Genomic DNA, 15,158 nt, shown 5'->3' on the forward strand with positions numbered 1-15,158 from the left:
ATACTTCGAAGAATAGGGGATGCAAGGCAGTCCGTTCCACAGCGTGCCGCCGACAACAACCCAACCCAAAGGAGCAGTTTTGGGATTCAAGGATTTATCCGGCCATCCGTTCACCTCCGGCGCAGCGCACACCGCAGCGCACACCTCAGCGCGTGCATCCGTGGCCAGCCTTCGGCAGCGGCCCCATGCCCGCGTGCTGGTCGTCGGAGGCGGCATCAACGGGGTCGGCACCTTCCGTGATCTGGCCCTGCAGGGCGTCGACGTGGCGCTCGTGGAGCGCGGTGACTACTGCCAGGGCGCCAGCGGCGCCTCCTCGCACATGATCCACGGCGGCATCCGCTACCTCGAAAACGGCGAGTTCCGCCTCGTCCGCGAATCCGTGGTGGAACGCAACCGCCTCCTACGGATCGCGCCCCACTACGTTAAGCCGCTGCAAACCACCATTCCGATATTCAGCACCTTCTCGGGTGTCCTCTCGGCACCCCTGCGTTTCCTGACGCATAAGCAACAGGGCAAGCCCAAGGAACGCGGCGCCTTCCTTATCAAGCTCGGGCTCAGCCTGTACGACTCCTTCTCCCGCGACGGCGGCAGCGTCCCCCGCCACCAGTTCCGCGGCCGCAAGAAAGCACTGGCGGAATTGCCGCTCTTGCACCCCGGGGTCAAATACACCGCCACGTACTTCGACGCCTCCGTCCACAACCCGGAGCGCCTCACGCTTGACGTCCTCCAAGACGGCGAGAAGGCCGGCGCCGCGAATGCGACAGGCAGCGCCCGTGCCAGCAACTACCTGTCCCTAACCTCGGCCAAGGAACAGTCAGACGGCTCCAGCACCGTGGAACTGCGTGATGAACTGACAGGCGAGGTCTTCGACTTCACCGCCGACGTCATTATCAACACGACCGGCGCCTGGGTCGATCTCACCAACCAGGCGATGGGCGCCGCGTCTTCGTTCATGGGCGGCACCAAGGGCTCCCACATCGTCCTCGACCATCCCGGCCTGTTGGCCGCCTGCAACGGCCGCGAAATTTTCTTCGAGCACACCGACGGCCGGATCGTCCTGATCTACCCCATGGGCGACCGCGTCCTGGTGGGCACCACAGACGTCGAAGCCGACATGTCTGAAGATGCCGTGTGCACGGAAGGTGAGATTGACTATTTCTTCGACCTCATCAGCCACGTCTTCCCCGCGATCTCCGTAAACCGGGAACAGATCGTCTACACGTTCTCCGGCGTCCGCCCCCTGCCCCGGCACGACGCCACCCAGCCGGGGTTCGTCTCCCGTGACTACCGCATCGAGCGGCGCGCCCCGGAAGCCGGCGGCAGCGGCGCCGTCGTACTCAGCCTGGTGGGAGGCAAGTGGACGACGTTCCGGGCACTCGCGGAACACCTGAGCAATGATGTCCTCGCCGAATTGGGGATGGAACGGAAGGTCTCGACGGCGAAACTCGCCATCGGGGGCGGAGCCGGCTTCCCGGACTCTGACGCCGGGATCCAGCAATGGATCAAGGCGAATATGAACGGAGCCCGCGACGCCGACAGGGCCGCCGGCCTGCTGACGAGATACGGCACCCGGGCGGCGGCCGTCATCGAGTATCTAGACGGCGGCCCGGACAGCCTGCTCCGTTCGACCCGGGAACTGAGTGTCCGGGAGTTGGAATTCATGGCGGCACATGAGCAGGTCGGCCATCTCGTCGATGTCCTGGTTCGACGGACCTCTCTGGCGTTCCGCGGGCTGGTCACCGGCGAGTTGCTGAACGAGGTCGCGGAGATCCTGGCGGGGCCGCTGGGCTGGGACGCGTCAGAGCGCGCCGCCGAGATCCACCATGCAGAGGAGGTGCTTAGGCGGTACCACGGCATCGAGATCCATAGCCTCGTCGCCTAGGGCGGCACCACAGTCCTTCAAACCCGCGAAGGGCTGACAACACTAAACAAGGAGTCAACGATGTCTCTTGGACTGGTTTTTCTTTCCGAAGTCTTCGGAACCGCGATGCTGACCCTGCTGGGTTGCGGCGTCGTAGCCAACGTGGCGCTCAGGGGCACAAAGGGCAACAACGGCGGGTTCCTGATGGTCACCTGGGGGTGGGGCATCGCCGTGTTTGCGGGCGTTTATGTTGCCGCGCAGTCCGGTGCACACCTGAACCCCGCCGTGACCCTGGGCCTTCTCGTCAACCGCAAGCCCGAGTACGCCCCCGGGGTTCCTGTGGACGCCCTGTCCACGCTGACCTACTTCGGGGCGGAGCTGCTGGGTGCCTTCCTCGGCGCCGTTCTGGCATGGCTGGCACACAAGCAGCATTTCGACGCTGAACCCGAACCGGCCAGCAAGCTGGGTGTATTCTCCACCGCCCCGGCCATCCGCTCCGCGCCGTGGAACCTGGTCACCGAAATCATCGGCACGTTCGTGCTGGTCTTCGTGATCCTCACCTTCGGCGGCACCCCCTCGGGGCTTGGCCCGCTGGCGGTGGCGCTCCTGGTGGTTGGCATCGGCGTATCCCTCGGCGGACCCACCGGTTACGCCATCAACCCCGCCCGGGACCTCGGACCGCGCATCGCCCATGCTGTCCTGCCCATCAAGGGGAAGGGCTCCAGCGACTGGAGCTACTCGTGGATCCCCGTGGTCGGCCCCCTGATCGGCGGCGCACTGGCAGGCGTGGTCGGGTGGCTTCCCATCGTGTTCACCGCTGCTACTTAACCCTGAAGCACAGCATTTCCCTGATCCGCAGCACACATTCCTTCAGCTACACCATTAGGACAAGGACGTCATCATGAGCCAGTACGTAATCGCCATCGACCAGGGCACCACCAGCACCCGGGCCATCGTCTTCGACCAGACCGGCAACATCGTCTCCTCCGGGCAAATGGAGCACGAGCAGATCTTCCCGCAGGCCGGCTGGGTGGAACACAACCCCGCAGAGATCTGGAACAACACCCGTGAGGTCATCGCCTCCGCATTGTCCAAGGCGAACCTGACCAGGCACGACATCGCCGGTGTCGGCATCACCAACCAGCGGGAGACCGCAGTGGTGTGGGACAAGACCACAGGCCAGGCTGTCTACAACGCGATCGTCTGGCAGGACACGCGCACCCAGCCGATCGTGAATGAACTGGCCAAGGACGGCGGGGCGGACCGCTTCAAGCAGAAGGTCGGCCTGCCGCTGGCAACCTATTTCTCCGGCACGAAGATCAAATGGATTCTGGACAACGTAGACGGTGCCCGGGCGAAGGCTGAGGCCGGCGACCTGATCTTCGGCAACACGGACGCCTGGGTGCTCTGGAATCTGACCGGCGGTGTAGATGGCGGGGTACACGTCACCGACGTCACCAACGCGTCCCGGACTCTGTTCATGGACCTGGACACACTGCAGTGGGACGAGGAGATCCTGGGCATCTTCGGTGTCCCCGCCACCATGATGCCGGCCATCAAGTCCTCCTCGGAGGTCTACGGCACCGTCCATACATCCCAGCTGCTGCGCGAGGTTCCGGTCGCGGGCATCCTCGGGGACCAGCAGGCGGCCACCTTCGGCCAGGCGGCGTTCCAGACAGGCGAGGCCAAGAACACGTACGGCACCGGCTGCTTCCTCATCTTCAACACCGGCGAGGAGATCGTCCACTCCAAGAACGGCCTCCTGACGACGGTGGGGTACAAGCTGGGGGACGCCGCGCCGCACTACGCCCTGGAAGGCTCGATCGCCGTCACCGGGTCACTCATTCAGTGGCTGCGCGACAACCTCGGCATGATCAGCAGCGCGCCGGAAGTGGAGACCTTGGCGGCATCCGTGAAGGACAACGGTGGCGTCTACATCGTTCCGGCCTTCTCGGGCCTGTTCGCTCCGTACTGGCGCTCGGATGCACGGGGCGCCATCGTGGGCCTCACTCGGTTCGTCAACAAGAACCACATCGCCAGGGCTGCCTTGGAGGCCACCGCCTTCCAGACCCGCGAGGTGCTGGATGCGGTCAATGCGGACTCTGGCGTTCCGCTCACCGAATTGAAGGTCGACGGCGGCATGGTCGCCAACGATGCCCTCATGCAGTTCCAGGCAGACATCCTGGGCGTCCCCGTCATCCGTCCGAAGGTGGTGGAGACCACGGCGCTCGGCGCAGCGTACGCCGCCGGTCTCGCCGTCGGGTTCTGGAAGGACCTCGGTGAGCTGTCCGCCAACTGGTCCGAGGACAAGCGCTGGGAGCCCACGCTGGACAAGGCCGAGCAGGACCGCCAGATGCGGTTGTGGAGGAAGGCTGTAACCAAGTCCATGGACTGGGTCGACGACGACGTGAGGTAATCGCCGGGACGGGTCCAGCAGTGGCCCACTAGCGGCCCCGGATCCGTGGAAGCCACGGATCCGGGGCCGCTGCCTTTCTTAGGAATCACTCAGTCGTCGTCATCGTCACCGGGGGTGGCGACCTGCGCACGCGGTGTTTTGGCGTACACATCCTTGCTGACCGTGTATCCACGCCTGTCGAGCTTGAGCGCCTGGCGGTTGATCTCCCGCAACTTGTCGTCGCTCAGCTTCTTGATCTTCACGAGGTCCATGGTTTCCCGTTCCACGCCGCCCACGGCCGTCACCTTAACCAGGCCCGTGCCTTCCGAGTAGAACTTCCGCTGATGGCCAGCGCTGGCCGGCTCGAGTGGGTTGTATTCGTCGATCACGAGGACATCCTTGTAGTGGCCGGTGGGGACCCGGACCTGCTGATGCTTCTTCAGGACGTCACCGCAATCCAGGAAATCCACTTCCGGGGCGTAGGCCTGGACATAGTGGGGGTCGTTGATCCGGGGCTTGGCCTTCATCGCAATGCCCGCCTGTGCCTTGTCGATCCCGTGGATGAACGTGCTGGGAGCGCCGACGAATTTGCCGTTTTCGAACTCCTCCGGATACTCCCCGAACAGCCACACGTCGCCCCTCCTGGTCTGGGCGAAGAAGGCAAGTTCGGACTCCACAAGCTCGCCGTCGCTGTAGTCCCTGTCCCACATCACGAGTGTCTTTACGCCGCCCACCACTTTGGTGAGGCCTGTAACGGTGTGGACGACCGTCCGCACCGTAGTCTCGGTGGCGGTCTTAACGGTGCCCGTGGTCGTGTACTGCATGCCCGGCTTGAGCGGGAACCATTCGTTGTCGATTTTCGGTTTCTTGGGGAAAGCCGAGCGGTCGAACTTGATGGCGGATCCGGGTCCGCAGAGCTCGGGGGACGCGGCCTTGCCGCCCGCGGCGGCCCCGGACGCTGACGTGAACGTGGCCAGAAACAGCATGAGCACTGAACCCAGTGCGGTCAGGCGTCTCTTGTGCTGGAACATCTCGATTGCCTTTCTCCAGGGGATTTATGGTCCGGTTGACGGTAGGGAAGTCCGGCTGAGTGGAGACCAGGAAGCGTCAAAGACGACGTAATCGAAGATTCGGGGCGGGCCCGGGGAACGCGGCATCATTATGCGGCGGATGTGCGGGACTATTCGTCCGGAAACAGGCAAACGGGTCCACTGCAGGCTCCTCAAGCCGAGACCTTTGCCATACCCCCATACACTTTGTTGAAATCGTGGACCTGCTACGGCGGTTTGGCAATGGCTTTTCGGTTCCCACCATGCCGCCCCGGGCCATGCGTTCTGGAGTGACTCTTTTCAGCATGAATCCCGCGGAGAGGCTAGAGTAGGTTTATGCGTGCGATCCTCCTGCTTAGCTAGCCGCCCGGTATCCCCGAACTACGGACTACCGAGCGGCCGCCCCTCCATGTCGAGGGGCTTTTGTGTGTCCGGGACTCGTTCCCGGCAGGCGGCAGTGGATCAGACCGTTGTGACAGACAGACGTCATGACAGAACAGAAGAGGGCAGCAGTGAGCGTTCAGCCGGAGACCGAGACCGGAACAACAGCAGGTGGAGCCGAAGCCCCCGAGGAGGGTGCTTACAGCTTCGCGGCCATGGAGGCCCGGTGGCCGCAAGTGTGGGAGGACCTGAAGGTCTTCACGCCCGTCGATGACGGTTCGCGCGAGCGCCGCTATGTCCTGGACATGTTCCCTTATCCATCGGGCGACCTCCACATGGGGCACGCCGAGGCTTTCGCCATGGGCGACGTCGTGGCGCGCTACCTCCGCCAGCAGGGCTACGACGTGCTGCACCCGATCGGCTGGGACTCCTTTGGCCTTCCCGCGGAGAACGCCGCCATCAAGCGCAACGCCCACCCCAGCGAGTGGACCTACGCCAACATTGAGACCCAGGCAGCGTCGTTCAAGCGCTACGCCATCTCTGCTGACTGGTCACGCCGCCTGCATACGTCCGACCCGGAGTACTACCGCTGGACCCAGTGGCTGTTCAAGCGTTTCTACGAGCGCGGCCTCGCGTACCGCAAGGACTCGCCCGTGAACTGGTGCCCGAAGGACCTGACCGTGCTGGCCAACGAGCAGGTGGTCAATGGGGCCTGCGAGCGCTGCGGCACGGCCGTGACCAAGAAGTCGCTGAACCAGTGGTACTTCAAGATCACCGACTACGCCGACCGGCTGCTGGATGACATGTCCGAGCTTCAGGGGCACTGGCCCGAGCGGGTACTGGCGATGCAGCGGAACTGGATCGGCCGTTCTGAAGGCGCCCATGTCCGCTTCGTGATCGAGGCCGCGGACGGACGTGCCGAGCGGGAAGTCACAGTCTTCACCACGCGTCCGGACACCCTGTACGGTGCCACCTTCTTCGTCGTGGCCGCGGACGCGCACCTGGCCCTGGATCTGGTCACCCCCGAACAGCACGACGCACTCATGGCTTACCGTGAAAAGGTCAAGGCCCTCTCGGACATCGAACGCCAGTCCACGGAGCGCGAAAAGACGGGCGTGTTCACGGGCCGCTACGCCATCAACCCGCTTAACGGTGAAAAGCTGCCCGTCTGGGCCGCTGACTACGTCCTGGCCGACTATGGCACGGGCGCCATCATGGCCGTCCCCGCGCACGATCAGCGCGACCTCGACTTCGCCAAGGAGTTCGGCCTGCCGGTACGCGCTGTGCTGGACACGGGCGAGGAGGACCCCGCCACTTCCGGCAAGGCGACGGCCGGGGAGGGCACGCTCATCAACTCCGGGCCGCTGGACGGCATGCCCAAGGCAGAGGCCATCCCGGCGGCCATCGAAATCCTTGAACAGCAGGGCACCGGAGAGAAGTTTGTGAATTTCCGACTGCGTGACTGGCTCTTGAGCCGCCAGCGCTTCTGGGGCACACCGATTCCCATCATCCACTGTGCCGAGTGCGGCGAGGTGCCGGTACCCGACGAACAACTGCCGGTGACGCTTCCCGAGGACCTGCGGGGGGAGGCGCTGTCCCCGCGGGGTACCTCGCCGCTGGCCGCGGCCGCCGAATGGGTCAACGTCGAGTGCCCGAACTGCGGGCGCGCAGCCCAGCGGGACACGGACACCATGGACACGTTCGTTGACTCGTCGTGGTACTTCCTGCGCTTCGTCTCGCCGCACTTCACCGACGGTCCGTTCGATCCCGCGAAGATCAACGACTGGATGCCGGTCGGACAGTACGTCGGCGGCGTCGAGCACGCCATCCTGCACCTGCTCTATGCACGCTTCTTTACCAAGGTCATTCATGACATGGGCCTCCTCGAAGCTGATGAGCCCTTCAGCGCCCTCCTGAACCAAGGGCAGGTCCTGAACGGCGGCAAGGCCATGAGCAAGTCGCTGGGGAACGGCGTGGACCTGGGCGAGCAGCTGGACAAATTCGGCGTGGACGCCGTCCGCCTCACCATGATCTTCGCTTCCCCGCCGGAGGACGACGTCGACTGGGCGGACGTCTCGCCGTCGGGATCCGCGAAGTTCCTGGCCCGCGCCTGGCGGTTGGGACAGGACGTGACCAGCAAGCCCGGCGTGGACGTCACCACCGGCGACCGTGCCCTGCGGTCAGTAACGCACCGCACCATCGCCGACGCCGCGGAACTGCTGGACAACAACAAGTTCAACGTTGTGGTGGCCAAGCTGATGGAGCTGGTCAATGCCACGCGCAAGACGATCGACACCGGCGCCGGCAGCGGGGACCCCGCGGTCCGCGAAGCAGCCGAAGCGGTGGCTATCATCCTTAGCCTGTTCGCTCCGTACACTGCGGAAGACCTGTGGAACGTCCTGGGGCACCCTGCCTCCGTGGCGAACGCCGGATGGCCGGCCCACGACGACGCCCTGCTGGTGCAGGAAACGATCACCGCCGTCGTGCAGGTCCAGGGCAAGGTCAGGGACCGGCTCGAGGTTTCGCCCGGCATCACCGAGGATGAACTGCGCGAACTGGCGCTGGCCTCGGAAAATGTCCAGCGGGCACTTGATGGCCGCGGGATCCGTACGATCATCGTGCGGGCCCCTAAACTGGTCAACATCGTCCCGGCCTAGCCGGGCCAACTCGCCAGCCGGGCACCGGCCGCCGGTTTTCACCGGCGGCCGGCCCGAACCGCAGGAGGTGCCGTGATCGATCGTGAGCCGGGCGCCTGGCTGTGGTTGAAGGACCACCTGGCCCGCCTCCGCCAGGCAACCGTACCCGGGCGGGTACCGTCCGCGGCGGAGCCCGCCGTCGTCGTGCGGACCGCCGTGGTGACGGACTCCGCTGCCGCGCTGCCCGCTGAGTGGGTGAGGGGCTTCTCCCGCGACAGGCGCCTTGCGGTGGTGCCCATGCCGGTCATGGTGGGCGATGAAATCTACGGTGAGGGCGAGGACGACATCACCGAGACCATCGCGGTTGCCCTTGCCGCGGCCACGCCCGTCAAGACCTCCAGGCCATCCCCCGGCCAGTTTGAGCAGGCATATCTGGCGGCCGCCCGCCACGGCTACGAGGCGGTCGTGTCCATCCATATCTCCGGCGATCTCTCCGGCACCGCCGATTCCGCCCGGATCGCATCCGCACGCGTCGGCATTCCCGTCGAGGTGCTGGACACCCGGACCGTCGGCATGGCCCAGGGACTGGCGGTGCAAAGCGCTGTAGTGGCCGCGGCTGATGGGCGAACCGCCGCGGAAGTGCGGCGGTTCGCCGAGGAACGTCTCTCCAAGACCAAGGTCTACTTCTACGTCCCGAGTCTGGAACAGCTGCGGAGGGGCGGACGGATCGGGGCCGCCGCCTCCCTGTTGGGAACCATGCTCGCCATCAAGCCGATCCTCGCGGTCGACGGCGGCAAGATCGTTCCGCTCGAAAAGATCCGTTCCGCCGCCAAAGCCATCGCCCGCCTGGAGGAACTCGTGGTGGCGGATGCCGCGGCCAGACCGCCAAAGGAGGCCAGGCTGGCCATCCACCACTTCGGGAACCAGCCGGAAGCCGAACTCCTCGCCTCCCGGCTCGCCGTCGCTCTGCCGGACAGCCCGCCGGCACAGATCAGCTCCCTGCCGGCGGTGCTCGCGGCGCACGCCGGGCTCGGTGTCCTCGCCGTCATTGTCAGCGAGAGCACCGTCTGTGGTGCCGCCGTCCTCAGCCAGGCACAGGGCACAGCGGAAGCGCCGGCTCCGCATGCCGGACAGTCGGGGCATCCCGTTCAGTCAGGGCTGTCAGGGCAACCAATCCAGCCAGGTCAGTCGGTTCAGGCGGATCCTGGGAAGGCCCGCTGACGGTCTATCCACATACAGCGGTCCACACCTGTCGGGAAGGAACCGTCGTCTCCTACGGTGGTGCGTATGTCACGCCGGACCGCTGGACCTGCAGCCAGCGCTGCGCCGCGCCCGGACACAGGCAGGCGTTCACGCGCAAGCAGGGTTACGGCTCCCGGCCTTCAGCCTGCGGATCCTGGCGCTGGCGAACCTGCCGCCCGCCTGGCCGCTCGTCTGGGCCCGCCGCAGGGGAGCAGTTCCGGTGCCCGGGCCGCTGATACGACGGCCGGTGACACGACGGCGGCCGATACTGTGCCAGATCGTGCGGCGGCGGCCGACACGAAGGGCGGTGGTGAAGAGCCTGCGGGTCTGCTGGAACTGGGCAGCGGCAGGGGATTCGCCTACGGCAACGCCAACGGGGCCGGTGCCGGTCACGTAGCTTCCCCGGGCCCGGCGGTTTCCCGCGTCAGGTGGCGTCTGGGGCTTCGGGCTACCGTGCTGCTCGGCGTCATCTCGCTGGCAGCAGGCGGGTGGCTTTGGTGGCGGGTAGCGGCCACAGCCCAGGAAGTCGTGCCTTTGACCGCGGTCAGTCAAACGGCCAGGGCTTCCGAGCCAGGCGCGTTCCCCGCCGAAAGCGGGAGACGGGAGGATGACGGCGGCGCTGATGGAACGGAAGAAACCGCCGGTAGTGCGGCTACTGCCGGCCCAGGCTCCGGCCACAACGCGTCCACGGGACCCTTTGTCGTACACGTCGCCGGAGCGGTGAAGAAGGCAGGGGTGGTAAGAGTCCCCAAGGGAAGCCGCGTCCATGACGCCATTGCAGCAGCCGGCGGGGGAACGGCGTCAGCGGATCTGAACCGGCTCAATCTCGCCACTGTGCTGGAGGACGGCCAGAAAATATACATCCCGCGCCACGGTGAACCGGGGCAGCCGGACGCCCTGCAGCAGGGGGCACCCGGTGAAGCGCCGGCAGATGCTCCGGACGCTGCGGCCAAATCCGGGACCCCAGGCGCAGGGGGCGGCGGCGAATCCCCGGCGACGGACAAGATAAATCTGAATACGGCTTCCCTTGAAGAGCTTGGCAGCCTGCCGCGGGTCGGGCCCGTGCTGGCCCAGCGCATCATTGACTGGCGCACAGAGCAGGGCCCGTTCAAAACGGCCGAGGAGCTCGACGCCGTGGACGGCGTGGGACCCAAAATGTTGGAAACGCTGCTTCCGCTGGTGACTGTCTGAGATGGACAGCGGCCAGTCAGCGCGAACCAGCAGATGGCACCGCTATGTGCAGGCTGCTGTGCGCGGCACGGCTGAGCAGGGCGGGCCCGGAGGGGCTCCTCCGGCGGCGGCTCCGGCTCCGGCCGGAACCGCAGCTGTAAGACAGCCTCCATCGGTGCCCCTGCAAATCCTCCGCGAGCGGATCTTGTCCAGGCTGGTTCCCGAGGAGCGGGCCGCCAGTCCGGCCGGGGAGAGGCGGCGCCGTGTGGACCTTCGTTTGATCCCGCCTGCCCTTTTCGTGTGGGCTGCCGCCGGCGCCGGGCCCTGGTTGCACGCCACATGGCTCCTCGGGCTGTCCTGCGCCGTGGCCGCGGTCTCGGTCCTGCTGGCGGTAACGGTCATGCGGCGGCACAGGACTGGAGGGTATCCCGGCCGGAGCTTCCTGCTGACAATGGCAGCCGCGATGCTGCTGTCCGTCGCCGCCGCGGCGCACTCGGCGGTATCTTCGGCACAGAAGCATGATGGGCCTGTGGCAGAGGCCGTTGCGGCCCGTGCATCATGCCTGGCCGAGGTTGAAATCGCGGGCGCTCCACGCGCCTTGAAATCGCAAGGCGGATCCGACCTGTCATCACGCTGGTCGGTGGACGCAACCGTCACGTCGCTGAGCACAGGGGGCCAGCTGCTCCGGGCTGAGGCCCGGGTGGTGATTCTAGGCGGTGCTGACTGGCAACATGTGGCTCCTGGCCAGCGGGTTCGCGCTGCCGGGAAGCTCCGCCCTCCGGACTCCGGCCAGGCGGAGGCTGGCATCCTGGCTGCATCCGCGGCTCCCAATGCGCTTGAACCCGCCGATGCGTGGACATCAGGGCCGGCGTCGCTGGGAAGGCAGTTCTCGGCCGCCGCGGGCTGGCTGGACACTGATGCCAGAGGGCTCCTGCCCGGCATGGTCATGGGTGACACGAGCGGTCTGGACGAACAACTGGAGCTCTCAATGCAGACGGTGGGGCTCACCCACCTGACTGCCGTCAGCGGGGCCAACTGCAGCCTCATCCTTGGAGCCCTGTTGCTGGCGGCGCGCAGCCTGCGGCTCCGACGGCTTCCCGCGGCTGCCTTGGCCCTGGCAGGCCTGGGGCTCTTTGTGCTGATGGTTGGGCCGGATGCCAGCGTCCTGCGGGCCTCGCTGATGGGTGCGATCGCCGTGGCGTCCCTTGCCGGCGGACGAGGAGGGCGCGGACTGAGTTTCCTGTGCTTGGCGGTCATCGGGCTTCTGCTCATCGACCCCGGACTCGGCACAAGCTTCGGATTCCTGCTGTCGGTCCTGGCCACCCTTGGCATCATCGTGTTGGGCCGGCAGATAGTGTCCTGGATCCCAGCTGTCATCCCGCGCTGGATGGCAGCCGGGGCAGCCGTGCCGTTGTCCGCCCAGCTGTTGTGTGGTCCCGTGATCGTGATGCTGCAGCCCCAGTTCGCCACGTATTCCCTGCTTGCCAACGTACTGGCAGCACCGCTGATTGCCCCGGTCACGATCTTGGGCACCGCTGCGGTGCCGCTTGTTCCGCTGCTTCCGTGGCTTGCAGCGCCATTGATCGGGGCCGCCGGGCTTTTCGCGGCTGGAGTGGCCGGCGTGGCCAGGTTCATGGCTGGGCTGCCGGGTGCGGCCCCGCCGTGGCCAGAGGGCCCCTTCGGACTGTTCACCATGGTGCTGTTCTCTGTTCTGAACGTGCTGCTCGTCTGGTTGGCGGCGGGTCCGGCCCGGACGGTGGGGTTTGTCTTCGTCGCGCATGGCGCCATCGCCGAAACACTGGAGCGGATCGTGCGGATGTGCCAGCGGACCGGGTCGACCCGGACCGCCCGCACCGCCATGCGCGGCTTGGTGCAGCAGGTGCACCATGGCAGGCTCAGAGGCAGCAATATGTATCCCGGGAGGAACCTGGACTGGCCGCTGCCTGGGCCCAGCGATCCAGGACGACGGCGACGAACAATTCCACCTGGCGGGACGTGACGCCGGCCAGTAATAGTCCCGGAAGCCGGTGGCCCGCATATCGCGCCATCAGAGGGTTTTCTGTCGGGACCAAGGTGGGCGAAGGCAGCGACAACAGCCACAGGACGGTCAAGGCTTGCACCTTTTGGGGAGCGGAGAGAAAGAGTGTTCCGCTTACCCTGCAGATGTCTGGATCCGAGCTGGCCGGGCGCGTATTCTGTTGTCACATTGGACGGGATGTGAGCTGGAATCATGGCAAGAACGCGCCTGTCATCGCCAATCCGCAGGCTCCTGGTGAGGATGTTCGGATTCGTCATCCTCAGCAGCATCTGCGGCGTCCTCGTGGCAGCCTACCTTGTTCCGCAATTCACCCTCGCCGGCACCGCGGCCAGCAGGTCGCTCACTTATTTCAACAGCCTTCCGAGCGAACTGGCGGTCGAGCCGCCGGCGCAGACCACGAAGATGCTGACGGCGGACGGAAAGACGATCGCCACCTTCTACGCGGAAAACCGTGTGCGGATCCCGCTCCGACAGATGTCCCCGTTCATCAAGGATGCGGTCGTGGCGATCGAGGACAGCCGATTCTACGACCACGGCGGGATCGATCCCCTGGGCGTCCTCCGGGCACTGACCACCAACCTCACTGAAGGGGAGCGGCAGGGGGCATCCACCATCACCCAGCAGTACGTAACCAATGTGGCCAACGAGGCAAGGATCTCCGCCGGACATGAAGAGCAGGTGATCCTCAGCGGGCAAAAGAACATCGGGGACAAGCTGCGTGAAATGCGGCTGGCGATCGAGCTTGAAAAGAAATTCACCAAGGAAAGGATCCTGGAAGGCTATCTCAACATCGTCTTCTTCAATCGCAACGCTTATGGCATTGAAGCGGCCGCCCAGTACTACTACAGCATTCCTGCGAGCAAGCTCAATCTGCCACAGGCCGCACTCCTGGCCGGGCTCGTCAACAGCCCCAGCGTCTATGACCCGGTGGCCAATCCAGAGAACTCTCTCCAGCGCCGCAATCAGGTCCTGGGCGCCATGCTCGAGCAGGGCAAGATCACGCAAAAACAGCACGACGACGCCGTGGCCGCCGACGTGGGATTGAAAATTCGGCCCTCCAAACAAGGGTGCGCCGGGGCTGTGATGGCTCCCTACTTCTGCGACTATGTCGCTCAGTTGATCCTGAACAACCCCGCCTACGGGGCAGACATTGAAGCGCGCGAGCAGAGGCTGCGCCGCGGGGGGCTGACCATCACCACCACCCTCGACAGCCGTCTGCAGGCCGCGGCCCAGGCCCAGGTCGATGCAACGGCCGGGGCGAATCCAACCAAATGGGGCGCATCACTGGTCACTGTCCAACCCGGTACCGGCAAGATCCTCTCGATGGCGCAGAATACGGTGTTCCTGCCGGGGAAGGGGAAGTTCGACACGCAGCTGAACTTCAACGTGGATTCCAAGGACGCCAATGGCAATGACCTCAATGGCGCCGGCGGCTTCCAGCCGGGTTCCACCATGAAACCGTTCATCTTCGCGCAATGGCTTAATGAGGGCAAGAAGATCACGCAGGTCGTGGACGCGTCCCAGCGGGAGTACCCGCTCGGATTTAAGTGGCGCTCCTCCTGCGGGAAGGTCCTCGGCGCCTACAGTAGCCAGCAGCGCAGGGCGGGACTCGATGCCTCCGACGATCTGCAGAACAACTCGGGAGAGTTCTACCGGAGGATGCCCGCCGACTATGGGCTGTACAACTCCATCAACACCGCGACCTTTGCCGAAGCTGCCCAGCTGGACTTCTGCGGAATCCAGAAAATGGTCGATGCAGTGGGTGTTCACAGCGGGCTGGACGGCTCCCAGGTCAACATGCACCAGCTGGGCAATATCCTCGGAGGGACGGCAGTGGCTCCGCTACAGATGGCCAATGCCTTCGCCACCTTCGCCGCTGACGGCCGCTACTGTGAGCCGTTTGCCATTCTGCGGGTGAACGATATCGCAAAGCGGACCCTTCCCGCTCAGAAGCCAAGCTGCAAGGTCACCGTGGACCGGGAAGTGGCCCGTGGCGTCAATGCGGTGCTTCAGGACGTGATGAAGAAGGGGTCCGGCGTCCACATCAGGCCCAAGATCAAGACCGGGATGCCCATTGCGGCCAAGACGGGCACGAACAACACCAACGGCGCCACCTGGGTGGTGGGCTACACCACCGGGCTGGCCACGGCGTCCTTCTTTGGCGACACGATGGAGGGCCAGAAGCGGCCCGGCAGGAACCTCACCATCAACGGCAAGCGCTACGACCGCATCGACGGCTACATGCTCGCCGGACCGCAGTGGTCGACATATATGAACAAGGTTGCCGGACTCTACCCGACAAAGGCGTTCCCCAAGCCTCCGGCTTCGATGATCGGCAACTGAGCACGCGAGGCCGGGTAGTTGCAGAAAGCCATGGCATGGGGTG

General features: G+C 65.3%; 9 protein-coding genes. 8 read left to right on the forward strand and 1 reads right to left on the reverse strand.

Annotated elements, in window-relative coordinates:
* The first annotated feature begins 79 nt into the window (after positions 1–79).
* The 3 genes from ACIP90_RS01550 to glpK all read left to right on the forward strand — a co-directional run bounded on the left by ACIP90_RS01550 (position 80) and on the right by glpK (position 4,277).
* On the forward strand, positions 80–1,882 hold the full coding sequence (locus ACIP90_RS01550; RefSeq protein WP_400576138.1) for a glycerol-3-phosphate dehydrogenase/oxidase: 1,803 nt from the start codon (positions 80–82) through the stop codon (positions 1,880–1,882).
* A 60-nt stretch (positions 1,883–1,942) separates the two neighbouring features.
* A complete protein-coding gene (locus ACIP90_RS01555) occupies positions 1,943–2,689 on the forward strand; it encodes an MIP/aquaporin family protein (RefSeq protein WP_400576140.1) in 747 nt (248 codons plus the stop codon).
* A 73-nt stretch (positions 2,690–2,762) separates the two neighbouring features.
* Positions 2,763–4,277: a glycerol kinase GlpK gene (glpK, locus tag ACIP90_RS01560; RefSeq protein ID WP_400576142.1), complete on the forward strand. Its 1,515-nt coding sequence runs from the start codon at positions 2,763–2,765 to the stop codon at positions 4,275–4,277.
* Positions 4,278–4,366: 89 nt separating this feature from the next.
* Here glpK and ACIP90_RS01565 read toward each other — a convergent pair whose 3' ends face one another.
* Entirely contained in the window at positions 4,367–5,287 is a 921-nt protein-coding gene (locus ACIP90_RS01565; protein ID WP_400576144.1) for a hypothetical protein, read from the reverse strand.
* Between the two features lie 530 nt (positions 5,288–5,817).
* On the opposite strand from ACIP90_RS01565, the gene leuS reads away from it, so the two are divergent.
* The 5 genes from leuS (at position 5,818) to ACIP90_RS01590 (ending at position 15,115) form a co-directional block, all read left to right on the forward strand.
* Positions 5,818–8,343 carry a leucine--tRNA ligase gene (gene leuS, locus ACIP90_RS01570; protein ID WP_400576771.1) on the forward strand — a complete coding sequence of 842 codons (2,526 nt, stop codon included), beginning with the start codon at positions 5,818–5,820 and terminating at the stop codon, positions 8,341–8,343.
* Between the two features lie 72 nt (positions 8,344–8,415).
* Positions 8,416–9,543 carry a DegV family protein gene (locus ACIP90_RS01575; RefSeq protein WP_400576145.1) on the forward strand — a complete coding sequence of 376 codons (1,128 nt, stop codon included), beginning with the start codon at positions 8,416–8,418 and terminating at the stop codon, positions 9,541–9,543.
* 291 nt (positions 9,544–9,834) lie between these two features.
* A complete protein-coding gene (locus ACIP90_RS01580; RefSeq protein WP_400576147.1) occupies positions 9,835–10,755 on the forward strand; it encodes a ComEA family DNA-binding protein in 921 nt (306 codons plus the stop codon).
* Between the two features lie 154 nt (positions 10,756–10,909).
* A complete protein-coding gene (locus ACIP90_RS01585; protein WP_400576149.1) occupies positions 10,910–12,733 on the forward strand; it encodes a ComEC/Rec2 family competence protein in 1,824 nt (607 codons plus the stop codon).
* A gap of 231 nt (positions 12,734–12,964) precedes the next feature.
* Positions 12,965–15,115, forward strand: coding sequence for a transglycosylase domain-containing protein (locus tag ACIP90_RS01590; RefSeq protein ID WP_400576151.1), 2,151 nt, complete (start codon positions 12,965–12,967; stop codon positions 15,113–15,115).
* Positions 15,116–15,158 lie beyond the last annotated feature (43 nt).

The organism is Arthrobacter sp. NPDC093139 (genome assembly GCF_044754165.1).
Taxonomy (GTDB): Bacteria; Actinomycetota; Actinomycetes; order Actinomycetales; family Micrococcaceae; genus Arthrobacter.

Coding starts and splice junctions, on each gene's coding strand:
- ACIP90_RS01565 (WP_400576144.1), bottom strand. CDS start 5,287: ATGTTCCAGCACAAGAGACGCCTGACCGCACTGGGTTCAGTGCTCATG.
- glpK (WP_400576142.1), top strand. CDS start 2,763: ATGAGCCAGTACGTAATCGCCATCGACCAGGGCACCACCAGCACCCGG.
- ACIP90_RS01555 (WP_400576140.1), top strand. CDS start 1,943: ATGTCTCTTGGACTGGTTTTTCTTTCCGAAGTCTTCGGAACCGCGATG.
- ACIP90_RS01590 (WP_400576151.1), top strand. CDS start 12,965: ATGGCAAGAACGCGCCTGTCATCGCCAATCCGCAGGCTCCTGGTGAGG.